At 71.7% G+C, this 25,529-nt stretch carries 18 protein-coding genes and 3 tRNA genes; 5 read left to right on the forward strand and 16 right to left on the reverse strand.

The window, feature by feature from the left end; genetic code table 11:
- Positions 1–469 precede the first annotated feature (469 nt).
- From putP to PZC42_RS19285, 8 genes are all read right to left on the reverse strand, one after another.
- On the reverse strand, positions 470–1,975 hold the full coding sequence (putP, locus tag PZC42_RS19250; protein ID WP_277213467.1) for a sodium/proline symporter PutP: 1,506 nt from the start codon (positions 1,973–1,975) through the stop codon (positions 470–472).
- A 216-nt stretch (positions 1,976–2,191) separates the two neighbouring features.
- Positions 2,192–2,264, reverse strand: a tRNA-Arg gene (locus PZC42_RS19255).
- A gap of 160 nt (positions 2,265–2,424) precedes the next feature.
- Positions 2,425–2,516 (reverse strand) — tRNA-Ser (locus PZC42_RS19260).
- A gap of 99 nt (positions 2,517–2,615) precedes the next feature.
- A tRNA-Ser gene (locus PZC42_RS19265) sits at positions 2,616–2,706 on the reverse strand.
- Positions 2,707–2,802: 96 nt separating this feature from the next.
- Complete coding sequence (locus PZC42_RS19270; protein ID WP_277213641.1) at positions 2,803–3,375, reverse strand: GTP-binding protein; 573 nt, start codon at positions 3,373–3,375, stop codon at positions 2,803–2,805.
- Between the two features lie 379 nt (positions 3,376–3,754).
- Positions 3,755–4,171: a DUF742 domain-containing protein gene (locus PZC42_RS19275; protein WP_171784611.1), complete on the reverse strand. Its 417-nt coding sequence runs from the start codon at positions 4,169–4,171 to the stop codon at positions 3,755–3,757.
- A gap of 8 nt (positions 4,172–4,179) precedes the next feature.
- The gene (locus tag PZC42_RS19280; RefSeq protein WP_277213470.1) at positions 4,180–4,629 is read right to left on the reverse strand and encodes a roadblock/LC7 domain-containing protein; all 450 of its coding nucleotides are present in this window, start codon (positions 4,627–4,629) and stop codon (positions 4,180–4,182) included.
- A 101-nt stretch (positions 4,630–4,730) separates the two neighbouring features.
- Complete coding sequence (locus PZC42_RS19285) at positions 4,731–8,456, reverse strand: sensor histidine kinase (protein WP_277213472.1); 3,726 nt, start codon at positions 8,454–8,456, stop codon at positions 4,731–4,733.
- Between the two features lie 131 nt (positions 8,457–8,587).
- Between PZC42_RS19285 and PZC42_RS19290 the strand changes: the two genes are divergently transcribed.
- Positions 8,588–9,565 (forward strand): NAD(P)H-quinone oxidoreductase, encoded by a 978-nt coding sequence (locus PZC42_RS19290; RefSeq protein WP_277213474.1) that lies wholly within the window; start codon positions 8,588–8,590, stop codon positions 9,563–9,565.
- A 7-nt stretch (positions 9,566–9,572) separates the two neighbouring features.
- Here PZC42_RS19290 and PZC42_RS19295 read toward each other — a convergent pair whose 3' ends face one another.
- Positions 9,573–10,418 (reverse strand): EamA family transporter, encoded by an 846-nt coding sequence (locus tag PZC42_RS19295; protein ID WP_306575793.1) that lies wholly within the window; start codon positions 10,416–10,418, stop codon positions 9,573–9,575.
- 215 nt (positions 10,419–10,633) lie between these two features.
- On the opposite strand from PZC42_RS19295, the gene PZC42_RS19300 reads away from it, so the two are divergent.
- A complete protein-coding gene (locus PZC42_RS19300; protein ID WP_277213476.1) occupies positions 10,634–11,059 on the forward strand; it encodes a DUF805 domain-containing protein in 426 nt (141 codons plus the stop codon).
- A gap of 161 nt (positions 11,060–11,220) precedes the next feature.
- Here PZC42_RS19300 and PZC42_RS19305 read toward each other — a convergent pair whose 3' ends face one another.
- The 3 genes from PZC42_RS19305 to PZC42_RS19315 all read right to left on the reverse strand — a co-directional run bounded on the left by PZC42_RS19305 (position 11,221) and on the right by PZC42_RS19315 (position 14,625).
- The gene (locus PZC42_RS19305) at positions 11,221–12,174 is read right to left on the reverse strand and encodes a carbohydrate ABC transporter permease (protein ID WP_277213477.1); all 954 of its coding nucleotides are present in this window, start codon (positions 12,172–12,174) and stop codon (positions 11,221–11,223) included.
- The gene (locus PZC42_RS19310; RefSeq protein WP_277213478.1) at positions 12,171–13,160 is read right to left on the reverse strand and encodes a carbohydrate ABC transporter permease; all 990 of its coding nucleotides are present in this window, start codon (positions 13,158–13,160) and stop codon (positions 12,171–12,173) included. The genes PZC42_RS19305 and PZC42_RS19310 overlap by 4 nt, the downstream gene beginning before the upstream one ends.
- Before the next feature lie 73 nt (positions 13,161–13,233).
- Positions 13,234–14,625, reverse strand: coding sequence for an ABC transporter substrate-binding protein (locus PZC42_RS19315; RefSeq protein WP_277213479.1), 1,392 nt, complete (start codon positions 14,623–14,625; stop codon positions 13,234–13,236).
- A gap of 272 nt (positions 14,626–14,897) precedes the next feature.
- On the opposite strand from PZC42_RS19315, the gene map reads away from it, so the two are divergent.
- Positions 14,898–15,680, forward strand: coding sequence for a type I methionyl aminopeptidase (map, locus tag PZC42_RS19320; RefSeq protein WP_277213481.1), 783 nt, complete (start codon positions 14,898–14,900; stop codon positions 15,678–15,680).
- Between the two features lie 42 nt (positions 15,681–15,722).
- Here map and PZC42_RS19325 read toward each other — a convergent pair whose 3' ends face one another.
- Together PZC42_RS19325 and serS are read right to left on the reverse strand one after the other, a co-directional pair.
- A complete protein-coding gene (locus PZC42_RS19325) occupies positions 15,723–16,526 on the reverse strand; it encodes an HAD family hydrolase (RefSeq protein WP_277213483.1) in 804 nt (267 codons plus the stop codon).
- A 10-nt stretch (positions 16,527–16,536) separates the two neighbouring features.
- Complete coding sequence (gene serS / locus PZC42_RS19330; RefSeq protein ID WP_277213485.1) at positions 16,537–17,805, reverse strand: serine--tRNA ligase; 1,269 nt, start codon at positions 17,803–17,805, stop codon at positions 16,537–16,539.
- A 115-nt stretch (positions 17,806–17,920) separates the two neighbouring features.
- Here serS and PZC42_RS19335 point away from each other — a divergent pair, with 115 nt between their 5' ends.
- Together PZC42_RS19335 and PZC42_RS19340 are read left to right on the forward strand one after the other, a co-directional pair.
- Positions 17,921–19,057 (forward strand): diacylglycerol/lipid kinase family protein, encoded by a 1,137-nt coding sequence (locus PZC42_RS19335; protein ID WP_277213486.1) that lies wholly within the window; start codon positions 17,921–17,923, stop codon positions 19,055–19,057.
- An 84-nt stretch (positions 19,058–19,141) separates the two neighbouring features.
- The gene (locus tag PZC42_RS19340; protein ID WP_277213487.1) at positions 19,142–23,635 is read left to right on the forward strand and encodes a hypothetical protein; all 4,494 of its coding nucleotides are present in this window, start codon (positions 19,142–19,144) and stop codon (positions 23,633–23,635) included.
- A gap of 3 nt (positions 23,636–23,638) precedes the next feature.
- Here PZC42_RS19340 and PZC42_RS19345 read toward each other — a convergent pair whose 3' ends face one another.
- Both PZC42_RS19345 and PZC42_RS19350 read right to left on the reverse strand, forming a co-directional pair.
- Positions 23,639–24,430: a glycosyltransferase family 2 protein gene (locus PZC42_RS19345; protein WP_277213488.1), complete on the reverse strand. Its 792-nt coding sequence runs from the start codon at positions 24,428–24,430 to the stop codon at positions 23,639–23,641.
- A 260-nt stretch (positions 24,431–24,690) separates the two neighbouring features.
- Positions 24,691–25,515: a DUF5926 family protein gene (locus PZC42_RS19350; protein ID WP_277213489.1), complete on the reverse strand. Its 825-nt coding sequence runs from the start codon at positions 25,513–25,515 to the stop codon at positions 24,691–24,693.
- Positions 25,516–25,529: the final 14 nt, after the last annotated feature.

Here is a 25,529-nt window from a genome sequence, read left to right on the forward strand (position 1 = left end):
ATTTGGCATTGACTATCAAGCACACTGTTGAGTTCTCAAACAACCGACGCACACCATCCAAGACCAGGACAACCATCCCGACCCCGTCCGGGGCAACCCCTCAAACTTAGCAGTTCCGATATCTCCCTGCAAATCGTCGAATCTGCTGATTCGCGCGATTTCGGGGGATTCCGAACCCGCCCCACCTTATCAGAGCGCACTGGGCGTCCTGATCCAGAAGGATGTGGTTTTCAGCTCCGGCCCGGCCACCGGTACCCAGCCCGTCAGGCTGTCTCCTCGGTGTCCGTCGGCCCGTCGGGCTGACTCAGAGAACATTACAGACCTCGGTCCCCCTGCGTCAACGCGCGGGGACGTGGCGCACGCCACTCCTGAGCAGGGAACCGATCGGACGCCGGCGACGTCGGACGGCCCTGCTCGAACCAGGCTGGTTCGAGCAGGGCCGTCCGACGTTCAGAGTGTCCAGCAGGGATCAGGCAGCACCGGCCGACGCCGGCGCAGCAGCGAGGCGCCGCGCCTCCAGGAACTCTCCCTGGACGTCCTCGCCGGGCCGTGCGGTGAAGAGGCTCACCACGATGGCAACGACCAGCCCCGTGAGGAAGCCCGGGACGATCTCGTAGAGCGTGTCGCCCAGCGCGCTCTGGCCCCACACGAACGCGACGACGGCACCGCTGACCATCCCGGCCAGCGCGCCCCAGCGGCTGAGCCGGCGCCAGTACAGGCTCAGGAGGACGATCGGCCCGAAGGCCGCGCCGAAGCCCGCCCAGGCGAAGCCGACCAGGTCCAGGATCGTCGTCGTGCGGTCCAACGCGATGATGGCGGCGATGAGCGCCACCGTGAGCACGCCGGCTCGGCCGAGCATGACCTGCGCCTTGGCCGACAGCTCACGCTTGGTGACCATCTTCGCCAGGTCCTCGACCAAGGCGGAGGAGGAGACGATGAGCTGGGACGAGAGCGTCGACATGATCGCAGCCAGGACCGCTGCCAGGACGAGCCCGGCGACGACCGGATGGAACAGCATCTGGGCCATGACCAGGAAGATCGTCTCCGGGTTGTCCAGGGTCAGACCGTTGACGTTGATGAAGCCCACGCCGATCAGTCCGGTCATGACGGCACCGACAGCGGTGAGGATCATCCACGAGATGCCGATGCGGCGCCCCGCCGTCGCGTCGCGAGGGGTTCGCATCGCCATGAAGCGCACGATGATGTGGGGCTGCCCGAAGTAGCCGAGCCCCCAGGCGAGCGCCGAGATCACGCCCGTGGCCGAGGCACCGGCGACGAACGACAGGTGGTTCGCGGCTGCCGTGGTGTCGGCTGCGAGGATCCCCTCACGCACGACGCCCCAGCCGCCCATCTCGACGATGGCCACGATCGGCACCGCGATCAGAGCGAGGAGCATGAGGATGCCCTGGGCGACGTCGGTCCAGGTCGCTCCGAGGAATCCGCCGAAGAGCGTGTAGGCAAGCGTCACCCCGGCGACGACGAGCAGACCCGTCAGATAGCTCATCTCGAAGGAGCTCTCGAAGAACGTCCCACCGGCAACCATCCCGGAGGAGACGTAGAAGGTGAAGAACACCAGCACGATCGCACCGGCTGCGATCCGCAGCAGGCGCGAGGTGTCCCTGAGCCGGTTCTCGAAGAAGCTCGGGATCGTGATCGAGTTGTTCGAGACCTCGGTGTAGGCGCGCAGCCGCGGTGCCACGAACTTCCAGTTGAGCCAGGCTCCGATCGTCAGGCCGACGGCGATCCACGCCTCCACCAGTCCGGCGACATAGATGGCGCCGGGAAGGCCGAGGAGCAGCCAGCCGGACATGTCCGAGGCGCCGGCGCTCAGTGCGGCGACGCTCGGATGCAGTCGACGCCCGCCCAGCATGTAGTCGTCGAGGTCTTTCGTCCCGCGGAACGCGGCGTAGCCGATGCCTAGCATCAGGGCCATATACGCCACGATCGCGATCGTTGTCCAGGTCTGATCGCTCATGCGATCGTTCACCCCTCTTGCATCGTGCAGCGTCTGACGCGTCCTGCCCCATCGCAGTTCGGTCGTCCGCCGCAACAGCTGCGGCGGGCTGGGGCGAGGTCTAATCCCGTCATCGGCAACTATGCCGCCTCCGACTGGCCCTCGCTGCGGTACCGCCCCAGAGGGCAACTATCGAGAAACGGCTCGACGCCCTGGAATCGAGCCGTCATCTCGCAGTGCGCCCGGAGGGATTCGAACCCCCAACCTTCTGATCCGTAGTCAGATGCTCTATCCGTTGAGCTACGGGCGCAGACTGACCGGCGCTCTCGCACCGACCGACCAGAACACTACCGCGCGGACCGCTGATCCCCAAATCCGGATCAGGGCCAGTGACCGGCGCCACTGACGCCGCGCACGGGTGCCTCAGCCACAGCAGAAAAGACTCCGGGCGTCGAACTCCGGAGCCTTCCTGGCGGAGACGGCGGGATTTGAACCCGCGAACGGGTTGCCCCGTTACCACCTTAGCAGGGTGGCGCACTAGACCAGACTATGCGACGTCTCCTCGCAACGGCAGGCGTCAGCCTGTGCTGCGGCGCCCAGACTACCTGCCGTAGGGGTCGCGGGGCAAAGCCGCACCCGAGGAGGGCCGTGCCGGCCTGCCTGGCGGAGGGCGGGGGATTCGAACCCCCGGTGCGGGGTTGCCGCACAACGGTTTTCAAGACCGTCACATTAGGCCGCTCTGTCAGCCCTCCCGAGCCCCCGCAGTCTATCGGGGCAGGTGCGGTACGGCCGACGGCCGGCCCGGGGACGGAGTCCACCGGGCCGGCCGCTGCCGTACGTCCCCCGACTCAGCCGGGGGCGCCGCCCGTGCGCAGCTGCCGCATCGCCAGCTGGACGAGAGAGATCAGCGTCTGCTTGGTGGCCGCCCTCGACCGTGCATCGGTGTAGAGCATCGGCACGTGCGCCGGGATCTGCAGCGCCTCACGCACGTCCTCGAGGCGGTGCTTGGCCACACCGTCGAAGCAGTTGACGCCCACGACGAACGGCACACCGCGCTGCTCGAAGTAGTCGATCGCCGGGAAGCACTGCTCAAGACGATCCGTGTCGACGAGCACGACCGCGCCGATCGCGCCCCGCACCAGGTCGTCCCACATGAACAGGAAGCGGTCCTGACCAGGGGTGCCGAACAGGTACAGCCAGAGGTTCCCCGGCAGCGACACCCGGCCGAAGTCCATCGCGACCGTGGTCGTCGTCTTGCGGTCGGTCACGCCACCCGCGTCGTCGACTCCGACCGAGTGCTCGGTCATCGCAGCCTCGGTGTTGAGCGGCTCGACGTCGGAGATGGAGCCGATGAAGGTGGTCTTGCCGACGGCGAACCCGCCCGCGACGACGATCTTGGTCACCGTCGGTGCCGTGCTCACGGCGTCAGCGGCTGGCGCCGCCGCCGCGGCGGGTGCCTGCTGACGCGGTGCGGACGCCAGCGACGGCTGGTTCACCGGTGCAGCCTGGTGTCCGACGGTCGCGTGCGGCGCGGCTGCCGCGACAGGAGCGTCGACCGTGGGTCGGGTCGGCGCCGCGGCAGCAGGAGCCTGCTGGGCGGGAGACGTCCGCTCGCCCGACGGAGCGCCCGCCTCGGCACGCGGCGCGCCACCGAGGACGCTCTGCCGCACCGGCGAGCCTGTTCTCGCACCGCCGAAGGGTGAGGGCGCGCCAGCCGGCGCGCTCAGCCCGCCCGCCGGCGGCGTCGAGACCGGCGCCCAGCTGGGGGCCAGACCGCCCGGCCCCCCGGGCGACGCGCTATCAGAGGGTGGAAATGCCATTGAGAACACTCTCCAAGACGCTCAGGGAAAGCCCCGAGTGGTTGCTGCCGTGGCCCGTGTGGACGTTCACCGGGGCCGAGGTGTGCACAGTGATGTGGCCCTCCTCCTGCATGTCCGCCACGAGGATGCGGACAACCCCGAGAGGGAGCTTCAGGAGGGCAGAGAGCTCCGCGATCGACACGTACGTGTGCGCTGCGTGCTGCAGGATCGCGCGCTTCTCCGGGGTGAGCCCGAAGCTGCTGACCGCCCCCGGCATGACCTCGACCAACGCCTCGAGCGGCAGGTCGGACATGGAGGAGCGGACACGGCCACCTGTGACCGCGTAGGGACGCACCGTGGAAGCCTCGTAGCCGTCTGCGGAGTGCGAACCCAGGGAACCGAACGGTGCGTGCGTCATCCTCTATCTCATCCAACCTGCGCTGAGCGCGTCGTGCCGTCGACGGGAAGGCTGCCTCGCATCTCCGAGATGAGCTGCGGTGTGAGCGTCGCCTCGGTGCGCGACACAAGCAGCGCCATCTCGTAGCCGATGAGGCCGATGTCGCAGTTCGCCTCGGCCACGACCGCGAGGACCGAACCGTTCGAGACATGCATCAAGAAGAGGTATCCGTTGTCCATCTCGACGATGGCCTGCCGGACGTTGCCACCGCTGAGCTGGCGCGCGGCACCACGGGTGAGACTCGACATCCCCGACACGATCGCGGCGAGCTGGTCGCCGCTGACCCGGTCGAGGTGGTCAGACATCGCCATGAGCAGACCGTCCGCGGAAACCACCAGGGTATGGCGGCTGCCCGGCACGGTCCGGACGAAGTTGTCGAGAAGCCACCCGAAGTTGGTCGCTTCAGTACTGAGGGTCACGCTTCCTCCTCGTCAGATGCGCAGAGTGCGCAGGTCACCGCTGCTGCGGAGACGATCCAGGGACATCATTCACGGTCAAGGGGTCATCCGTCGAGGCCCCGTCACCCGGTTGCCTCGGAACGCCCGCGAGCGGTGGCCGACTGGAAGGCCGACAGCCGCGCACGCAGCTGCTCCGGATCACGCTCGATGCGGGCCGAGAAGCGGTCCGCCGAGGCGGAGTGCTCTGCGGTCCTGCTCCGACGGGTCAGGCCGTTCACGGCCTCCGGTGCCACCGCGGTGGGCCGGTACGTCTGCTCCTCGTTGCTGGTCGTCACGTTCTCTTCCTGGAAGACGCCGCGCTGCATGAGCGTGGACATCTCCTCGTACAGGACGGCCGAAGCCATCCACTCGGAGCGCGCCTCGACGGTGTCGGGCACGTAGCGGGGGTCGAGCGGGTCCCCCTTGGTGTCGCCGGTGGAACGCAGCGGCAGGACTGACTCGCCGTAGGACCTGGCCACCGGCCGGCCCTCGTCCGCCGACGTGGCGAAGGCCGGTGCCGATGCGGGCGACGGGGCTTCCGGAGCGACGCTGGGCGTCGGTTCGATCGACTGCGGCGCCTGGTAGGGCACGTCCTCGACGATCGGCGGCTGGTACGCCACCGGCTCCTGGGCGGCCGGCCGCTCGGGAGCAAACGGCTGCGGGTCGGCAGCACGCTGCGTCGGCCTGGCCGACCACCCGTCGTCCTCGCGCGCGGACTGCCACGACGGCGCATCGGCGCGTCGCTCCGGCGCCGAGTTGGCGGACGCCGGGCTCACCGCGATCGTCGGCATCGTCAGCGGGTCGACGCCGCCGGCCGATCCGACCAGGCCCGACGCGGAACCGCTCGTGACCGAGTCCACCGCAGCGGTGGCCGTCTCCTCGACGGCGGGCTTGCGGCCGAAGAGACCGCGCTTGCGCGAGCTCGGCAGCGACGTCTCACCACGTCGTGTCGGCAGGTCGGACATCAGGTCCTCGAAGGCCGGCAGGCTGGTGAAGCCGTGGTCATCAGACACGGCCGTCTCGTCGCGACGGTCCTCGCGCTCGCGTGCCGGCGGGTACCCGTCCACGACCACGTCCGTCGGTGGCTCAGCGGCGGCGGGTGCCGGCCGGTAGTCGGGAGCCGACTGGACGGACTCCATGCTCTCCTCGGCCGGGGCCAGGGCGAGCGGGACGTCGGCCGGGTCGTCGATGACCGCGTCGAGCTGGATGGTGCCCTCACCGGATGACTCCTCCAGCCGCTCCATCGAGCGGAAGCTCGAGAAGAGGCCGGTGCGCTGCTCGGGCTCGATCGGCACGGCGGCGGGTTCGTCCTGGACCGGCAGCGGCACGGCACCGGAGTGGGTGCCCGGCTCGCGTCCATCGGTCCCAGACCGTTGCCTGCTCGGCAGGGAGCTCCCCGCCGGTGCGACCTCGCGCGGCGGCGACCACGACCCGTCCTCCGGCGACGCCTCCGCCGACTCGTCCAGTTGCGGGGTCTCCAACGGCGGCAGGACGATCGCCTCGGTCGCCGGTCCCTCGTCGGCACGACGACGGCGAGGCATCCCCGTGGCCGTGGTGCCGTCCATGAGCGCGCCCAGATCGACCGGCTGAGCCTCCGGCGGCTCCGGCTGCGGCATCCCGAACGACGACCGCACGGCAGGCCTGCCGTCTGCGGGGCGCGGGCGGGCGTCGGGCATCGACATCGCTGCGGTCCGGCCGGGTTCGACCGAGGCCTCGGCGGCGTAGCGACCCTCCGGCGCGTAGGCGGCCGCTGGAGCCGGGGGGCTCGCAGGGCTCGCCGAGGCTCGGGGGTCCGCGGGGACGGTGGCGGGAACCGCGTCCAGCAGCCCGGTCTGGGCAGGCTCCTGGCCGATCTGCGCCACGGCCTGCTGCGTGGAGGTCTCGAGCGGGTCGGTCGGCTGCGGCAGCGGCATCGCTTCGTCCGACAGGAAGAGCTCCGCCGGGAAGACCACCGTCACGGTCGTTCCCTTACCGCCCTGCCCGGAGCTGAACTCGACCGAGGCGCGGAGGCGTGCGGCCAGACGACCCACCACGAAGAGGCCCAGGCGCTGGGCACCCACCGCGTCCGACGCGGTGGTCGAGGCGACCTTGAGGTTCGCGTCCGCGATCTCCTCCGAGGACATTCCCAGGCCGTGGTCACGGACCGTCACGACCACACCGCGCTCGTCGCGCGCCGTGGAGACCTCCACCGGGGTGTGCGGCTCGGAGAACATCGTGGCGTTCTCGAGCAGCTCGGCGATGAGGTGGGCCGCGTTCAGCGCGTTGTGACCGAGCATGTGCGGATCGGTGTGCAGGCTGAGACGAACCCGGTCGTAGAGCTCGATCTCGGACGACGCCGTGCGGACGACGTCCGAGACAGGCATCGGGTTGCGGACGCGTCGGCCGGAGTCGATGCCGGCAAGGACCAGGAGCGACTCGGCGTTGCGGCGCATCCGGGTGGCGAGGTGGTCCAGCCGGAAGAGGTTCGACAGCGTGCTCGCGTCCTCCTCGGACCGCTCGAGCTCGTCGAGGAAGGCGAGCTGGCGGTTGAGCAGCACCTGGTCGCGGCGGGCGACGTTGACGAACATCTCCGCGATCGACCCACGGAGCGCCGCCTGCTCCCGGGCGACCTCCATCGTGGTCTCGTTCACCTGGTTGAACGCGTTGGCGAGGCGGCCGATCTCGTCGTCGGACTCGACGGGGATCTGCACCAGGTCGACGTCGGGCGACTGGCCCGGCACCGCCATCTGCTCGACCATCCGCGGCAGGCGCTCGCGCACGTCGGCCGTGGCGACGGTGAGGCGGCGCAGCGGCGTCACGATGCGCCGTGCGATGACCAGCGCGATGACCAGCGACAGCAGCACGATGCCGAAGGTCGCGGCCAGCGTGCCGACCGCCTGCGTCCTGGCGGTCGACGACACGTCCTGCGCGTAGCCCACCGTCGCGCCGCGGACCTCGTCACGGACCGGCAGCATCTCGTCGATCCAGCCCTGCGAGAGCTCGGCCCAGGCCGCCGCGTCACGCTGGTTGATACCGGAGAAGTTGAGGAACTGCAGCTGGAAGCGGAGCTGCTGCAGCTCGTCGGAGTACTCCGGGAGCTGCAGGTCCAGGCCCAGCTGGTCCACCCGGCCCTGCGCCGCGGCCCGGAGCTCGTCGGTCGTGTTCAGTGCCGTGACCATGCGGCCCATCAGGTCGCCGTTGCGCTCGCCGTCGCCCGCCGCGGCGCGCGCCGCGTCCGCGAGGCCCAGCGCGACGATCGGACGCTCGTCGGTGTTCGCGAGCATGACCGAGTCCATGGCGACATAGGCGTTCAGGTGCTCGGCGAGGGCCGAGTCCGTGGAGGCCGCCGAGAGCGCTCGTGGGACGTCGAGCGCCCGCTCGATGAGCTCGCCGTACTGCGCGACGGCCGACGCCTCGGTGATCTGCCCGGCGATGACGTCCGTCTGCAGGTCGTCGACGATGCGACGGTCCTCGATGGTCGAGTTGATCGCGTCCCGGACGTTCGTGCTCAGCAGGTCGGTGTCCAGCGCCGACAGCGCCGCGTTGCGGGCGTCGACGGCCTCGTCCGTCTGCTCCTGGGCCTCGACGAGCTGGTCCCTCGCGCCCTCGACGTCGTTCAGGACGGCCACCGACAGGGCACGCTCCCGCGCCATCGCGGTACCGGCTCGGTCCTGCAGCTCGAGGCTGTCCACGAGCCCCGACGTCTGGTCGGCCTGGATCGCGGCCTGCAGCGCGCCCCACGAGATGTACGTGGCCGCCAGCAGCAGGACGAAGATCGGCACGGCGAGTGTCGCCAGGATCTTCCCGCGAACGCCCAACCTGCGGAGCATGGGGACCTCTCTCCATCACTGATCGTTCGGAGCGTCGAGAGGCGTTCCGCCTCCGCTGTCTCCGATGTTCATCGCACCTGTGGAGAACTGCTCTGGTCACTCGACGCCGCGCGCGAGTAGCCTCCGTCAGTGTGCGAGCCGTCACGATATCGGGCGAAGGCCCCGCAGGGAAACTCACCACAACTGCCGTCAACCTACCCGAACCGGGCGCGGGCGAGATCCTGATCGATGTCGCTTCGAGTGGCGTCAACCGTGCTGACCTGCTACAACGCGCCGGTCTGTACCCACCGCCACCCGGTGCTCCCGAGTGGCCAGGTCTTGAGATATCAGGTACGGTCCGCCGACTCGGTGCGGGCGTGTCGTCGCGGCGTGTCGGTGACGAGGTCGTCGCGCTGCTCGCCGGTGGCGGCTACGCCGAGCAGGTCGTCGTGGGCGAGGACCAGACGCTTCCCGTGCCCGACGGCGTCGACCTCGTCGATGCCGCCGCGCTCCCGGAGGCGGTGTGCACAGCCTGGACCAACCTCGTCGACGCCGGCCGGCTGCGCGACGGCGAGACACTTCTCGTCCAGGGCGGCTCGGGTGGCGTCGGCAGCATCGCGGTCCAGCTCGGCGCCGCTCTGGGTGCGCGCGTCGTCACGACGGCCGGTGGCCCGGAGCGCGTCGCGCGGTGCCGGACCCTCGGGGCGAGCGCCGTCGTCGACCACCGTCGCGAGGACGTCGTGGCCGCGGTCCGCGAGGCCACCGACGGCCGGGGGGCCGACGTCGTGCTCGACGTGCTGGGGGGCGGGGCGCTGCGGGACAACGTCCGCGTGCTCGCGCCCGGGGGGCGGCTCGTCGTGATCGGGCTCCAGCAGGGGCGCACGGGCGAGCTGGACCTCGCTCGGCTCATGGCCAAGCGGGCGACCGTCACCGGCACGACGCTGCGCTCGCGCAGCCCGCAGGAGAAGGCGGAGATCCTCGCCGCGGTCGCCGAGCACGTGTGGCCCCTGGTGACGCAAGGGCGGCTGCGGCCCGTCGTGCACGCCCGCCTCCCGCTCGACGCGGCGGACGCCGCGCACGACCTGCTCGAGTCCGGCGAGGTCTTCGGCAAGGTGCTGCTGGTGCCCTGACGCGGGCCTACTCCCGGCCGGTGGCAGTCATCACGATCGCTCCGGAGACGAGGACGAGCCCGACGATCTCCGGCCACGTCGGGACCTGCCGCAGGACGACGGCGCCGATCACGGCCGCGGTCGCCGGCAGCATCGCGAGCAGCACCGAGAAGGTCGCGGTGCCCACGCGGCGCAGCACGACCTGGTCCAGCACGTACGGCACGACGGACGAGCACACCGCGACGACGAGCAGGAACCCGAGCAGGCCGAGGTCGGGCACGACGGTCACGACCGAGCGACCGAAGAACGGGGCGAAGACCAGGGCACCCACGAGCATGCCGATCGCGAGCCCGTCGATGCCGGCGCCACCCCCGGCGACCCGCTTGCCCAGCACGATGTAGCCGGCCCAGCACGCCGCCGCGGCGAGGACCGCGAGGAGCCCGACGATTACGTCCCCGCGGGGCAGGTCGCTGTCCAGCGTGACTCCGGCGAGCAGGATCACGCCGGCGGCCGCCACCACGATCGCACCACGCTCGCGCCAGCCGCGCCCCGTGATCGCTGCGACCGCGATCGGCCCGGTGAACTCGATCGCGACGGCGACACCGAGCGGGAGGTGGTCGATGGCCACGTAGAAGACGATGTTCATCGCGGCGAGGGCGGTGCCGAAGAGCCCGGCCACCACGATGTCGTGCCGCGTCCACCGGCGGCGCCACGGACGCCGCCACGCGAGGAGCACGACGGCGGCGAGGACGATGCGCCACCAGCTCACCGTCGGCGCGCCCAGCGTGCCGAACAGCCCGACGGCGACCGCCGCACCCAGGTAGAGCGTCAGTCCGGAGACGACGAAGAGGGCCGGCGCCGGGACCCGGTCCAGCGGACCACGGGGCACCGCGGACGGGGGACCGGGCGGGACGGGTGACGTGGCGTCGGGCACCCGGGGAGCGTACGCCGACGCCTCCACGCCCCGCCCACCGGGGCAAAGAGATGTGAAGGAATCGCGGCGATGTCCTGGACGGCGAGTGATCCTTCCTCTAGGTTCGCCTGCGGTCGGCACACCCGTGCCGACCGCACCATGCACAAGGGGTAACCATGAGCTTCGGCACTGCCGTCAAGACCGTCTTCAGCAAGTACGCCACCTTCTCCGGGCGCGCCCGGCGCTCCGAGTTCTGGTTCTGGGCGCTGTTCCTGGCGATCGTGTGGGTCGTCGTCAGCATCGTCGCCGGCCCGATGATGGCGTCCGGGATCGACATGCAGACCGGCCAGGTCGGTGGCTCCTACTTCGCTGGAACTGCCCTCTACGCCATCGTCGGGCTGGCGTTCCTGCTCCCGAACCTCGCGGTCACCGTTCGCCGCCTGCACGACCAGGACAAGCCCGGCGTGCTCGTCATCCTGGCATTCATCCCGGTGGCCAACATCGTGCTGCTGGTCTTCATGTTCCTCGAGGGCACGCGTGGCCCCAACCAGTTCGGCCCTGACCCGAAGGCCGTCGACGCCCCGGCAGCCCCCCAGGTCTGATGCCGTCCGTCCCGTCCTCCCAGCAGGAAGGACGAGACGGAGCCTAGCTGCGGGATCGCAAGAGCCCCGCGACGTCGTCACCCCCGAAGTGGAGGGCGCGCAGCGCCCGTGAACGCGACGTCGCGGGGCTCTTGCGATCCCGCAGCACACCCGACGCAGGCTCAGCCCTTCACCGCCCCCGCCAGCATCCCCCGCACGAAGTAGCGCTGCAGGGCGACGAACACGACCAGCGGCACGACCATGGAGATGAACGCCCCGGCCGTCAGCAGGTGCCAGTCCCCGCCTCGCGAGCCGGCCAGCTCGGCGACCGCGACGGTCATCGGCTGGTACGGGCTGGCCGCGAAGGTCAGGCCGACCAGCAGGTCGTTCCACACCCAGAGGAACTGGAAGATCCCGAACGAGGCGATCGCCGGCACCAGCAGGGGGAAGAGCACCCGGAAGAAGATCTTCACGTGCCCCGCGCCGTCGACCCGGGCCGCCTCGACGAGCGAGGGCGGGATGTCCTTCATGAAGTTGTGCAGCAGGAAGATCGCCAGCGGCAGCGCGAAGATCGAGTGGGAGAACCACACCGTCCAGAACGATCCGCCGATGCCCCAGTCGTTGTAGTTCCTGAGCAGCGGCACGAGCGCCACCTGCAACGGCACGATCTGCAGCGAGAACACCGCGACGAACAGGATGTTGCGCCCCCGGAACGGGATCCAGGCGAACGCGTACGCCGCCAGCAGGGCCAGCGTGATCGGGATGACCACGGCTGGGATGGTGATGACGAACGAGTTCACGAAGAACGTCGCCAGGTCCGAGCTGCTCCCGAACAGGGCCTGGTTGTAGTTGTCGACCGTGAACTCGGCCTCGCCGGACGCGATGCTGCCGAAGACCGTCCACCACCCGCTGTTGCGGATCACCGTATCGGGCCGGAACGACGTGACGAGGAGCCCGATCGACGGGATGGTCCACAGGATCGCGATGATGATCGCGATACCCGAGGCCCACGGGGAGCTGAGACGCCCCTTGGCGGCGATCGCGCGCTGCTCGGCGCGCGACATCCGGCGTGGCTTCTCCGGCGCCGACTCGTCGTCGACGGCGTGCGCCGGGAGCGGAGTGGGTGTGCTGCTCATCGAATCTCCTCCGCCATCCGCATCTGACGCACGTTGTACGCGATGATCGGGATCACCAGCACGAACAGCACGACCGCGAGTGCCGCGGCGAGCCCTTGGTTGTTCTGCCGGAACGCTTGCGTGTAGAACTCGTTGGCCACGACCTGGGTGCCGAACTGGCCGCCGGTCATGGTCCGCACGATGTCGAACGCCTTGAGCGTCGCCATCGCGATCGTGGTCAGCACGACGACGAGGGCGGGACGGATGCTCGGCACCGTGATGTACCGGAACATCTGCGCCCCGTGCAGGCCGTCGAGCCGAGCTGCCTCGGTGATGTCGTCCGGGATGGACTTGATCGCCGCGGACAGCACCGTCATGGCGAAACCGGTCTGGATCCAGATCATCACGACGATGAGGAACCCGGTGTTCCAGGGCTGGCCGATGAGGAACTGTTGCGGGGGGAAGCCGAGCCAGGCGAGCACCTGGTTGAGCAGACCGATCTGCTGGATCGCCCCCTGGTCCGGCCGGAACTCGTAGACGAACTTCCAGATGATCGAGGCGCCGACCATCGAGATCGCCATGGGGACGAAGACCAGCGCCTTGGCGAACTTCTCGAAGCGGGTGCGGTCCACGAGCACGGCGTAGACGAGACCGATGACCGTGCTGAGCAGCGGGGCCAGGATCACCCACGCCGCGGTGACGAGCAGCACCTGCTGGAACTGCGACTCGGTGAAGGCACGCACGTAGTTGTCGAAACCGACGAACTCCGTGCTGTTGCGGTTGAAGAACGAGTTCCACAACGTGATCCCCGCCGGGCGGAGCAGCCCGAACGCGAGGAACCCCAGCGGCAGGCCGACGAACCCGAGGGCGACCACCCACGAGGGGAGGCGCCTGGGCCGGTCGACGGCGAACAGGATCAGGCTCATCATGGCGACGAAGAGCACGATGGCGACGGCCATGACGGCGAACTTCTCGCCCGCGGTACCGGGCGTCAGCAACCAGTCCACAGAATTCCTCCTCCAGATGTGCGGCGGACCGGGTCCGTCGGCGCTGCCGACGGACCCGGTCCGCACGCCGCCGTCACGGCCAGCTGTTCTCGATGCGGTCGACGACGTCCTGGGTGGAGGTGCCGGTCAACCAGTCGACGATGCCGTTCCAGAAGGTCCCGGCACCGACCTCACCGGGCATGAGGTCCGAGCCGTCGAAGGCCACCACGGCGGCCTCGTCGGAGAGGACCTCGGCCGCGAGCTGGTCGAACTCGGTCTGCAGGTTCGCCGGGTCGAGACCGGTGTTCGCACTGACCCAACCGCCCTCGGGCGTCGCCAGAGCCTTCTCGTTGGCCCAGTCGGCGCTCGACAGGTAGGTCTGGAAGGCCTGGACCTCCGGACGGTCGTCGAAGGCCCCGACGAACTCGCCGCCACCGAGGACCGGCTTGACGTCGGTCTGGTCGGTCGGGAGGTAGAAGGCGAACACGTCGCCGTTCTCGCCCACCTCGGTGCCGGACGGCCACTGCGTCTGGTAGAAGTTCGCGGCGCGGTGCATCCAGCAGTTGCCGTCGAGGATCGGGAAGCCCGCGTCCGTCCACGCGGTCGTGGCGATCGAGTCGACGCCGCCCAGGCCCGCGTTGACGTAGTCCGGGTTCTTGAGGATCTCCCCGGCCGTGTCGAACGCCTCGACGATCTGCGGGTCGTTGAACGGGATGTCGTGGTTGTACCACTCCTCGTAGACGTCCGGCCCCGCGGTGCGGAGCACGACGTCCTCGATCCAGTCGGTACCCGGCCAGCCGGTGGCGTCACCGGACTCCACGCCGGCGCACCAGGGCAGGGTCTCCTGCTCGCCCGCGATGGTCTCGGTGAGGTCCATCATCTCGGTCCACGTCTGCGGGATCTCGTAGCCGGCGTCGGCGAACATGGTCGGCGAGTACCAGACGAACGACTTGGCGTTCGCGCCGAGCGGGGCGGCGTAGAACGTCCCGTCGACGGTCCCGTAGTCCTTCCAGGTCTCGGAGAAGTACTCGTCGACGTTCGCCACGGTCGCGTCCGGGGCCGCGACGATCGCGTCGGGGTAGTCGCTGACGATGGTGTTCAGCAGGCCCGGCTGCGGCAGGTAGGCGATGTCGGGGACGTTGCCGGCCTGGATGCGCACGAGGAGCTGCGCCTCGAACTCGCGGGAGCCCTCGTACACCACGGTCACGCCGGTGCACTCCTCGAACGCGTCGTAGGAGTCCTCCTGCGTCTGCTGCTCGGGTTCGACGATCGAGGTGTAGAGGTTCACCGTCGTGCCCTCGAGGTCGCCGAACTCGTCGTAGGCGGCGCAGTCGATCGACGACTCCATGTCGTCGCCCATGTCGTCAGGCTCGGCGCCGCCTTCGCCGTCGGGATCGCTGCAGGCAGCCAGGAGGAGCGCGAGGCTCGCACCCCCCGCGACCGCTGCCAGGCCACGGCGTCGTGCCGCCGTCGTCCTTCTGGTCATGTCCAACCCTCCACTGCGTCGTGTGGTCGTTCCGACAGCGCGGTCCGCCATCGGACTCCGCAGAGGTCGGCTTTGTCCTGTCTTCGGCGCTCCCGACCCCTTTGTAAGTGGAACGCAACTTTTCACCACGTGCAACCGAGGCAGCGACCCCGCACGGTTACGATGCGGTGACGATCGGGCCGCGTCGCGAGACGTGACAACCTCGCCGCCAGACGTGACACCCTTGGCGCCGGACGTCACAGCACCGTCGGACCAGACCGGAAGGACCACCCATGATCGAGCTGAGGACCCCGCGGGAGATCGAGGAGATGCGACCCGCGGGTCGCTTCGTCGCGGAGACGCTGCAGGCCGTGCGCGAGGCGGCGAAGCCGGGCGTCAACCTGCTCGAGCTCGACGAGGTGGCGCACCGCCGCATCAAGGAGCGCGGCGCCGAGTCCTGCTACATCGACTACCACCCCTCATTCGGTGCGAGCCCGTTCGGCAAGGTCATCTGCACCTCGGTCAACGACGCCGTGCTCCACGGCCTCCCCCACGACTACGCGCTGCGCGACGGCGACCTGCTCACGCTCGACTTCGCCGTGGCCGTGGACGGCTGGGTGTCGGACTCCGCCCTGTCGTTCGTCGTCGGCGAGTCGTCCTCCCCTGAGCGCGCGGAGGCGGACGCGCGGCTCATCCGCACCACCCAGGACGCTCTCGACGCCGGGATCGCGGCCGCTCAGGCCGGGAACAAGATCGGCGACATCTCGGCCGCCATCGCCGCCGTCGCGCGCGAGGCGGGCTACGCGATCAACACGGACTTCGGCGGGCACGGCGTGGGCCGCACCATGCACGGCGACCCGCACATCCCCAACGACGGACGCGCAGGGCGCGGCTTCCCCCTGCGTCCCGGCCTGGTCATCGCCATCGAGCCGTGGTTCCTGGAGACCACGGACGAGATCTACACCGACGACGACGGCTGGACGCTGCGCTCGGCCGACGGCTCGCGCGGCGCCCACAGCGAGCACACCATCGCGATCACGCCGGACGGCCCGCTCATCCTCACCGCCCGCGACTGAACCGTCCGGGGCCGGTCGTCGAGGAGACGCCGACGGGGACGCTCAGAGCAGCGACTTCAGTAGCTGCGCCGCGCCGTCCTCGTCGATCGTCCCGGTCACCTCGTCCGCAGCCGCCCGCACGACGTCGTCCGCGTGCCCCATGGCGACTCCGCGTGCGGCCCACCGCAGCATCTCCACGTCGTTGCGCCCGTCGCCCATCGCGACCGTCCGGTGCGGCTGGACGTGCGTGCGGCGTCGGACCTGCTCGAGCGCCGTCGCCTTGGACACGCCCAGCGGCGCCAGGTCCATCCAGGCGCTCCACCCCACCGCGTAGGTGACGTCGTCGAGCCCGAGGTGCTCCACCAGCTCGTGGAAGCGCTCGGACGTGGACTCCGGGCTGCGCACGATGACACGCGTGACCTCGCTCGACCACAGGTCCTCGAGCGGGACGACGACGTGCACGCCCTCCAGCTCGCCCTCGGGGAAGTGCTCGGTCATGCGGAAGCCGACGCCGAGGTCCTCGACGGCGTACCGGGCGTCCGGCAGCTCGTGACGCAGCAGGCTCAGGGCCGGCTCCGGGTCGAACGTGACGATCTCCTTGGCGACCCACCCCTCCGGCAGGTCAGGGTCGAGGCGGACCGTCACCGCGCCGTTGGAGCAGACCATCCAGCCCGTGGAGAGCCCGAGGTGCTCAGCGACCGGCAGCATCGAGATCAGCGACCGCCCCGAGGCGAGCACCACCTCGTGGCCCGCCGCCCGCACGGCCGTGACGGCGTCGTGCACCGCAGGCGTCATGTCGCCGTCGTAGGACAGCAGCGTGCCGTCGATGTCGAGCGCGACGAGCATGGGCTCGTCACCGGTCGCCATGGTCGTCACCTCAGCGCACCGGCTCGAGGACCTCGAGCCCACCGAGGTACGGCCGCAGCCCCTCGGGGACCCGGACCGATCCGTCGGCCTGCTGGTGGTTCTCCAGGATCGCGACGATCCACCGGGTCGTCCCGAGCGTCCCGTTGAGCGTCGCCACCGTGCGGGTCCCGCCCTCCGTGCGCTCGCGCACGTTCATCCGGCGCGCCTGGAAGGTGGTGCAGTTCGACGTCGAGGTCAGCTCGAGGAACCGCTCCTGGCTGGGCAGCCAGGCCTCGCAGTCGAACTTGCGGGCGGCGCTCGTGCCCAGGTCCCCTGCCGCGGTGTCGATGACCCGGTAGGGCAGCTCGACCTTGGCGAGCATGGCCTCCTCCCAGCCGAGCATCCGCTCGTGCTCCGCCGCGGCGTCGTCCACCGAGCAGTAGCTGAACATCTCCACCTTGTGGAACTGGTGGACCCGGATGATGCCGCGCACGTCCTTGCCGTGCGACCCGGCCTCGCGGCGGTAGCAGGCGCTCCAGCCGGCGTACCGCTTCGGCCCGCCCGACAGATCGAGGATCTCGTCGCCGTGGTAGCCCGCGAGCGCCACCTCCGAGGTGCCGACCAGGTACAGGTCGTCGCGCTCGAGCCGGTAGATCTCGTCGGCGTGCGCGCCGAGGAACCCGGTGCCGCGCATCGTCTCCGGAGTGACCAGCGTGGGCGTGATCATCGGTGTGAAACCGGCGGCCAGCGCCAGGTCGGTGGCCGCGTTGAGCAGCGCGAGCTCGAGCCGGGCACCGACACCGGTGAGGAAGTAGAAGCGCGACCCGGAGACCTTCGCCCCACGGGCCGTGTCGATCGCGCCGAGCTCCTCGCCGAGGTCGAGGTGGTCGCGGGGGGCGAACCCCTCCGCGGCGAAGTCCCGCGGGGTACCGACCGACTTCAGGGTGAGGAAGTCCTCCTCGCTGCCGGGAGGAGCCCCCTCGATGACGTTGGGGATGCGGTACAGCAGCTCGTCGAGCTCCGCCTCGGCCTCGTGCGCGGCGGCCTGGTGCTCCTTGACCTGGCCGGCGAGCTTCTTGGTCCGGGCGAGCAGCGCCGCCTTCTCGTCGCCCACAGCCCGGGCGACCTCCTTGCCCAGCGCCTTCTGCTCCGCGCGCAGCGACTCGAACTCCGCGAGGGAGGAACGTCGACGGGCGTCGGCGTCCAGGGCCGCGTCGACCAGGGCGGGATCCTCGCCACGGGCCTGCTGGCTCGCGCGGACGGTGTCGGGGTTGTCACGCAGGAGACGGATGTCGATCACGCCCGTCAGCCTAACGGTCGGCTGCACGCTGCCCCGCGCGGCCGTGCTCCACCTCACCCGGACCGGGCCGCGCCACCTCGCGCGCGATGACCCCGGTTGACCCTATGTTGCCCTCATGCCCTGGGAGCTCACCGTCGGAATCGTCGCCCTGCTCGTCGGCGTCGTCGCGCTGGCCACGGCGCTGGTCGGGATACGGCGCAGCAAGCTGCGTGCCGCCGCCCGCCCCGCGGCCGCACCGCACCACGGTGCGTCACGCACCAGGCCGCAGATCGCCGTCGTCGTCAACCCGTCCAAGGAGGGCTCCGACCGGATCGTGGACACGGCACGGCGCATCTGCGCGGAGGCGGCGCTGCCGGAGCCGCTCTTCTACGACACCACCGTCGACGACCCCGGCACAGGGCAGGCACGCCGCGCGCTGGCCGACGGCGCGGACATCGTCGTCGCGGCCGGCGGGGACGGCACGGTGCGAGCCGTCGCCGAGAGCCTGTCCGGCACCGACACGCCCATGGGGATCGTGCCGGCCGGGACCGGGAACCTGCTGGCCCGCAACCTCGACATCCCGCTGGGAGGTGTCGACGAGGCCATGGCGGTCGTCATCGGCGGACGCGACCGCCGCATCGACGTCGGCCGGGCGCGGATCACCCCCGTGCCCGACGAGGGCACGGACGCCGGCGACGTCACGTCCGAGGACGTCGCCCCGGAGGGTCCCGGCGACGAGCAGGTCGCGCACATCTTCCTCGTCATCGCCGGCCTGGGCTTCGACGCCGCGATGGTCGCGGACACCGACGACCAGCTCAAGGCGAGGATGGGCTGGGTCGCCTACTTCCTCGCCGGCGCCCGGCACCTGCACGGTCGCCGGATGAGGGCGCAGATCACCATCGACGACGAGACGGCGGTGACCGCCCGGCTGCGCACGTTCCTGGTCGGCAACTGCGGGCGCCTGCCCGGCGGGATCACGCTGCTGCCCGACGCGGTGATCGACGACGGCGTCCTCGACGTCGCCGCGATCGACACCCGGGGCGGCCTCGCCGGGTGGGCGCAGCTCTTCGGCGAGGTCGTCGCCCAGGGCATGGGCGTGCAGAACGAGGCGAAGGTCAAGATCGGTCGCATCGACCACGTGCGGGCCCGCCGGGTCCGCATCGACGTCGACGGCAGCGAGCAGGCCCAGGTCGACGGGGACGTGCTCGGGCCGGCCACCTGCCTCGAGTCGTGGGTCGAGCCCGGAGCTCTCGTGGTGCGCGCGCCGGCCTGAGACCGCGCCGGCCCGCACCAGGCACCGCACCCGGCACCGCGCCGCGGCGCCGGGGAGAGCAGCAGCGCCACTTAGGCTGGCGGGGTGCGTCTCTTGGTCCGTCCCCTCACCGTCGTCGCTGCCCTGCTGGCCGCCCTGTTCCTGAGCCTGGTGCCCGCCACGGCGCACGCGGACGACGCCGAGCCGCCACCCCACACCCCGCTGGTCCTCGCGGGCGTCGCCGGCCTGCAGTGGTCCGACGTCGACGCCGGCCGTACACCGAACCTGTGGCGCCTCGTCGGGGGCGGCTCGGTCGCCTCGGTGTCCGTGCGCACCCTGACACCCACCTGCCCGCTCGACGCCTGGCTCTCCGTCTCGGCCGGCAGCCGCGTCTCCGCGGCGGTCGACGAGGACGCCCTGCCCGACTCCGGTGCCGGGCAGGACGACGACGGCGCGCTCGACGGCCCCGCCGCCGTCGGCTGCGCGGACATGCCGTCGCTGCCCGCCGAGGCCGCTGCGACCACTGTCACCGTGCCCGGCTGGGTCGGTCTGGTCGGCGACGACACGACAGGACCGCCGGCGGAGCCCGGCGCGCTCGGTGACCTCGCCGAGGCGGCCGGCGTCTGCACGACGGCGACCGGTCCGGGTGGAGCGGTCGCCCTCGCCGACGGTGCAGGCGACGTCCCGCGGTACGTGACGGGTGTCGACGACCTCACCGCGGAGGACGTCGCAGCGTGCCCCGTCGGAGTCGTCGACCTGGGAGAGCTCCCTGACGCCGCGGTGGAGCGCACCGAGGCGCTCGCCGCGCTCGACGCCTCGATCGGCACGCTCAGCACGCTGCTGCCCGACGGCGGACGGCTCGTGGTCGCCGGCATCTCCGACACCCCGAACGGTCCGGCAGACCTGCAGGTGGTGGTGGACTGGACCGCTCCCGGCGGGACCGCCACCTGGTTGAGCTCGACCTCGGCCCGTTGGCCCGGTGTCGTCGTCAGCGCCGACCTCACCGCCACCCTCGCCGAGGCGATCACGGCTCACGCCCCCACGCCGGTGACGGACGACCCGCCCGAACCGGCCGACCCGACCGAGGACGGCGCTGGCCAGGAGACGTCCGCCTTCACCGGGTCTCCCCTCGAGCGCGGGGACGACCGGCGCCTGTCGGTGAGCCGGACGGTCGAGAACCGCCAGTACCTCGGCGTGCTCACCGAGGTGCTGCCCCTCATGACACCGGTGCTGGTCGGGATCCTCGCGCTCGCCGACGTCCTGGTCGTGGCGGGTCTGCTCGTGGCCCGTCGCCGCACCGCGGCCACCGGTGCGGCCCCGAGCCGGACCGGGCGCCGTCTCGCGACCGGCGCGCTGCTCGTCGCGGCCAGCCTCCCGGTCGCGGCGACCCTGGCGACCCTGACCCGCTGGTGGGTCGGCACCACCCCTGTCACCCTGCTCGCGGTGGCCCTCAGCGCCACCGCGCTCGCCGCGGCCCTCGCGGCCTGGGCGCTGCGTCGTGTCGCACCCCCCGGCCCCTGGCGCCTGCCGACGGCGCTCGCCGCGGTGACCTGGCTGGTGCTGACCGTCGACGGCCTGACCGGCACCACGCTGCAGCAAGGATCCCTGCTCGGCCCCGCACCGTCCCTGGGCGCCCGGTTCTACGGCTTCTCGAACTCGGTGTTCGCGGTCTACTCGGTCGTCGGCCTCGTGCTCGCCGCCGGGATCGCCGCCCTCCTGCGTGACGCCGGCGCCCGGCGCCGCACCCGTGTCGCGGCTGCCGCCGGCGTCGGCCTCCTCACCACCGCCGTCGACGGGCTTCCGCCCTTCGGTGCCGACCTCGGCGGCATCCTCGCCCTGCTGCCGGCCTTCGCCGTGCTCGTCGCCGGGGTGGCCGGCTGGCGCCTGACCTGGCGCCGCGTCCTCGCGGTCGCCGGCGGCACGGTGGCAGCCGTCGCGCTGGTAGCGGTGGTGGACTGGGCGCTGCCCGGTCCCGGCACGCACCTGGGTGGATTCGTCCAGTCGGTGCTCGACGGCGGCGCGTTCGACGTGCTCGCCGGCAAGGCGGCCGGGGCGTGGGCGACGGTGGCGAACCCGGCCGGGGCCTTCGCCGTCGTCGTGTGCGCCGCCGTCGCCTGGGCGCTGCTCTCCCCCGAGCGCGCCCGGCTGGACGGGGTCGCTGCCGCCTTCCGCGCCGACCCGCTCCTGCACCGCACCGTCGTCGCGCTGGTGACCGTCGCCGTCGTCGGCACCCTGCTGAACGACTCCGGGATCGTCGTGGCGGTCTACGTGCTGCTCGTGGCGACGCCGGTCCTGGCCGTCGGGGCGCTCGAGCAAGCGGACTCCGTCGCGACCTCCGCACCCGGCACCGGGCCCGCGGGAGAGCCGGGCGCTCCCCGTTCCGGCCCGCTGCTCGCCCGCACCCCCGCGGTGGCTGCCGGGGTCGCCGCCGGCCTGCTCGTGGCGCTGCTGCTCGGTGCGGCGGCCCTGCCCGCCCGCGGCCTGGCGAGCGCCGGGGACGTCGCGGGGGCGGGTGTCGAGGTGCTCGACGCGGAGCCCGTCGTCGTCATCGGCACGGAAGGGCTGCGCTGGGACGACGTCGACCCCGCGGCCACCCCCACGCTGTGGGGCATGCTGCGCGACGGCGCGAGCGCCACGGGTGTCACGGCTGCGGTCACCGGCGCGTCCGCCGACTGCCCTGCCGCCGGATGGCTCGGGCTGAGCTCCGGCCGCAGCCCGGTCACCGGCGAATTCGTCGACAGCCTGTGGACGTGCGCGCCATGGGACGTGCGGGCGGACGCCGGGGGGCCGGGCGCCGGCGAGATCGACGGCTGGGACGAGCTCGCTGCCCTGCAGGCGCGCTCGGAGTTCCGCCCCCGGCTGGGAGTCCTCGGTCAGGCGCTGGCCGGTGGCGGCACGTGTGCCACCGCCGTCGGCCCCGGGGCCGCGCTGGCCCTCGCCGGCACCGACGGGACCGTGGAGCGGTACCGCAGCCTCGACGCGGCGCTCGCCGACCCCGCGGAGACGTTCTCCTGCCCGGTGACGATGGTCGATGCCGGCACCGCGCCCTACCACCCGACCGGGGAGGGCAGCACGTCGCGGCCCGCACCCGCCGACGCCACCACGGGCGGCGACGAACGCCTGGCCGCCCTGCGCACCGTGGACGCGACGGTGCGGCGCGTGCTCACCGCCGTCCCCGAGGACACCACCGTCGTCGTGCTCGACCTCGGCAACCCGGCACCTGCGCGCCCCGCGCTCGGCGTGGGCATCGTCCAGACGGACACCGACACCGCCCCCTCCTACCTGACGACCTCCTCGACCCGGTGGCTGGGCGTGGTGCGCGTGCTGGACCTTCCGGTCACCCTCGTCGAGGCCTACGACCTGCCCCGGCCCGCCGACTTCTCCGGCGCGCCCCTCACCCTCGCCGACGACCGCCCCAGCACCACCACCGCGACCGTCCGTGAGCTCGACTCCCTCACCGCCCGCGACCACGAGCTGCGCATCACCACCGGCTCGATCACCGGCCTCCCCGTGCTCGTCGCGCTCGCCGCGCTCGCCCTCGTGGTCCTGCTGCTCCCGCGCCTGCGCCGGCAGGCGCCCCGGGCGGCGCGCACCTGGTCCCGGGCCCTGGACGTCGTGCTCCTCACCTGCGCCTCCCTGCCGGCGGCGACCTTCCTCATGACCACGTGGGGCTGGTGGCGCGGGGAGAACATCACCCTGGCCCTGTGGTTCTCCCTCGGCGTCAGCACGGCGCTCGTCGTGCTCGTGGCCGCGCTCGCCCCCCGCTGGCCGGTGTGGGCCGGACCCACGGTGCTCGCCACCATCACGTTCGCCGTCCTGACGCTGGACGCCCTGCTCGGCACCTCCCTGCACCGCGGCAGCCCGCTCGGGGCGGCGCCGACCCTCGGCGGCAGGTTCTACGGGTTCGGCAACCCCACCTACTCCGTGTACGCGGTGGCCGCCGTGGTCTGCGCCGCGGGGCTCGGCACGGTGCTCGCGCGCCGGCTCGGCCGGGTGGCGGCGGGTGTCGTGGCCTCCGTCGTGGGGGTGGTGGCGCTCGTGGTGAGCGTCCTGCCCTCGCTGGGGGCCGACGTCGGTGGCGGGCTCGTGCTGCTGCCTGTCATGGTCGTCGTGGTGCTGGCCGTCGTCGGCGCGCGGATCACCTGGCAACGCCTGCTCGTCGCCGGTGGCGCCGGCGTGCTGCTCGTGGCGGCCATCGGCTTCGCGGACTGGCTGCGCCCGGCCGCCGAACGGACCCACCTCGGTTCGTTCGTGCAGTCGATCATCGACGGCACCGGCCTCGAGACGATCGGCCGCAAGGCGGGGTACGCCTGGCGGTCGTTGTCCGGCGGGTTCGACGCCTGGCTGGCTCTCGTCGTGCTCCTGCTGCTCGTCCTGGCGCTGTGGGGGCCGCGGCGGTGGCGCCCCGACTGGCTGGCCCGGGCCGACCGGACCTGGCCGCTCCTGCGTCCCGTGCTCATCGCGCTGCTCATCGCCGGGGCGGGCGGCGCGGTGGCCAACGACTACGGCATCCGGGTCGTGTCGCTCATGCTGTTCGCCGCCGTCCCGCTGGTCGCGCTCGTCGCGCTGCGGACCGACGACGCCGGTCCGCGCCGGTGAGCGTCAGCCGCCGGTGGAGGAGCGGCTGCCGGGCCGTACCCGGTCGATCACCCGCCGCACCTGGCGGGCACCGACGGCAGCCATGACGTCGCGGTACTGGCCGGCGCGGTGCAGCTGGCCGGCGAGATCGTTCGACGAGGGCCGGTGCCGCAGGTCGCACGGCACCTCGACGGCGACGTAGCCCGCGCGAAGCAGGTCGATCGTCATCCCGGTCTCCACCCCCCAGCCGTGGGCGAGCGGGGTGGCGGCCTCGAAGGCGTCGCGGGTCAGGCAGCGCATGCCGGACAGCGGCTGGGTCGGGCTCCACCCGGTGAGCCGCTGGATGGAGCGCCGTGCGGCGCCGACGACGATGCCGCGACCGCCCGCGCCCTGCTGCGTGGGCAGCAGGGCGATGGCGAGGTCGGCGACGCCCTCGCGGACCGGCCCGACCAGCGGGGCGGTGTTGACGGCCGTGTCGCCCAGGTCGCCGTCGACGAAGAGCAGCAGGCGCGGTGCCCGGCCGTCGGCGTCCCGCATCGCGACGACGGCCGCGCCGGTCTCCATCGCGGCTGCCTTGCCCCGGTTGTGGGAGTGCCGGACGACGACGGCGCCCGCGTCGCGGGCGACGTGCTGCGTGTCGTCCTCGGATCCGTCGTCGACCACGAGCACGAGATCGACGTGCGGGATGGCACGCGCCGACCGGACGGTCGCGGCGATCCGCTCGGACTCGTCCTTCGCCGGGATGATGACCGCGACGCGCTGGATGCTGCGGCCACCGCGAGCCGTGGGTGGGCGCGGTGACTTGGCGACGGGCATGCTCGGTCGGCGTGCGCCTGGGTTCACCACCGTCTCGCCGGTCGTCACCTCACGGCTCGCCCGTGTTGCCCCGTGGTCCGCGTTCACTGCTCCCTGCCCGTGCGGCCGTCACAGCCACGATCGTCGATGTGATCCACGGCGTGACCCACCGAGGATCGGAAGTGCAAAGAACTTCCCTCAGAATCCTACTCCCAAGGTAGGGGCGATCCTGCACCTCACGACGCGAGGTCCGCGGTGAGCGGGTGAAGTTTCTGTGCGAGTCAGCGCAGGGTCACCTGGCGGGAGATGATGCCGGCCCGCGCACGGCGCTCGTTCGCGTCCAGCGGCGCGTCGACGGCCAGCGCCGCCTCGAACCGCTCCGACAGGTCCCGCACCGGTCCGCCCAGCTCGTCCGCCTCGGTCCCCCGGGGCAGCTCCCACACGGGAACGACCAGGCCGCAGGCCCGGAACATGCCCAGGAACTTGCCGCCGGCGAGGCCCGAGTCCCGCTTCGCGTGCAGCCGGGCGATGGCGTCGACCACGCGGTCCTCGTCCTCCGTGCGGGCCCACCGCACGAACTCGCGGCTCATCCGGCACCAGTATGCGGCGTCGACCCCGTCGATCTTGACCGTGGGGATCGTCTGCTCGGCGGCCTCCTCGAGACCGGCCCGGACCTCGTCGGTCATCTCGGCCGAGGAGTCCATCCAGTAGTCGTAGCCCTCGTGGACGGTGACCTCGAACGGCACCGAGGTGTCCAGCACGTCCTGCAGGCGCGGGGCGTCCGCCGCGTCGTCGAGCTGCTCGGGGAGGATGCCCGTGCCCGGCTCGGCCTCGATCGCCGCGAGCAGCGCGGCCGCCAGGGCCCGGCTGATGTCGTCGGAGCTGAGGACGCCCTGCACCGCGAGCAGGACGGTGCCGTCCTCGCGGTGGAGCGCTGCCCAGCCGCCCGGCAGCACGGTGGCGACGACGACGTCGCGGCCGCCGTGCGCGTCGACGGTGCGCGCCGTCGCGGTCGCCGAGGGCACGATCTCCCGCATCGAGACCCAGTCGGCCTCCCCCGGGAGACCTTCGAACGGACGCAGCACGAACTCAGCGGTCTTGGCCATGCGCCCGATCCTAA

Source organism: Isoptericola croceus (assembly GCF_029382255.1).
In the GTDB taxonomy this organism is placed as follows: domain Bacteria; phylum Actinomycetota; class Actinomycetes; order Actinomycetales; family Cellulomonadaceae; genus Isoptericola; species Isoptericola croceus.

Excerpts from the sequence above, each read along its gene's own strand:
- PZC42_RS19315 (WP_277213479.1), bottom strand. The coding sequence starts at position 14,625 with ATGACCAGAAGGACGACGGCGGCACGACGCCGTGGCCTGGCAGCGGTC.
- PZC42_RS19350 (WP_277213489.1), bottom strand. The coding sequence starts at position 25,515 with ATGGCCAAGACCGCTGAGTTCGTGCTGCGTCCGTTCGAAGGTCTCCCG.
- PZC42_RS19325 (WP_277213483.1), bottom strand. The coding sequence starts at position 16,526 with ATGGCGACCGGTGACGAGCCCATGCTCGTCGCGCTCGACATCGACGGC.
- PZC42_RS19275 (WP_171784611.1), bottom strand. The coding sequence starts at position 4,171 with ATGACGCACGCACCGTTCGGTTCCCTGGGTTCGCACTCCGCAGACGGC.
- PZC42_RS19345 (WP_277213488.1), bottom strand. The coding sequence starts at position 24,430 with ATGCCCGTCGCCAAGTCACCGCGCCCACCCACGGCTCGCGGTGGCCGC.
- PZC42_RS19335 (WP_277213486.1), top strand. The coding sequence starts at position 17,921 with ATGCCCTGGGAGCTCACCGTCGGAATCGTCGCCCTGCTCGTCGGCGTC.
- map (WP_277213481.1), top strand. The coding sequence starts at position 14,898 with ATGATCGAGCTGAGGACCCCGCGGGAGATCGAGGAGATGCGACCCGCG.
- PZC42_RS19300 (WP_277213476.1), top strand. The coding sequence starts at position 10,634 with ATGAGCTTCGGCACTGCCGTCAAGACCGTCTTCAGCAAGTACGCCACC.
- PZC42_RS19305 (WP_277213477.1), bottom strand. The coding sequence starts at position 12,174 with ATGAGCAGCACACCCACTCCGCTCCCGGCGCACGCCGTCGACGACGAG.
- PZC42_RS19285 (WP_277213472.1), bottom strand. The coding sequence starts at position 8,456 with ATGCTCCGCAGGTTGGGCGTTCGCGGGAAGATCCTGGCGACACTCGCC.
- putP (WP_277213467.1), bottom strand. The coding sequence starts at position 1,975 with ATGAGCGATCAGACCTGGACAACGATCGCGATCGTGGCGTATATGGCC.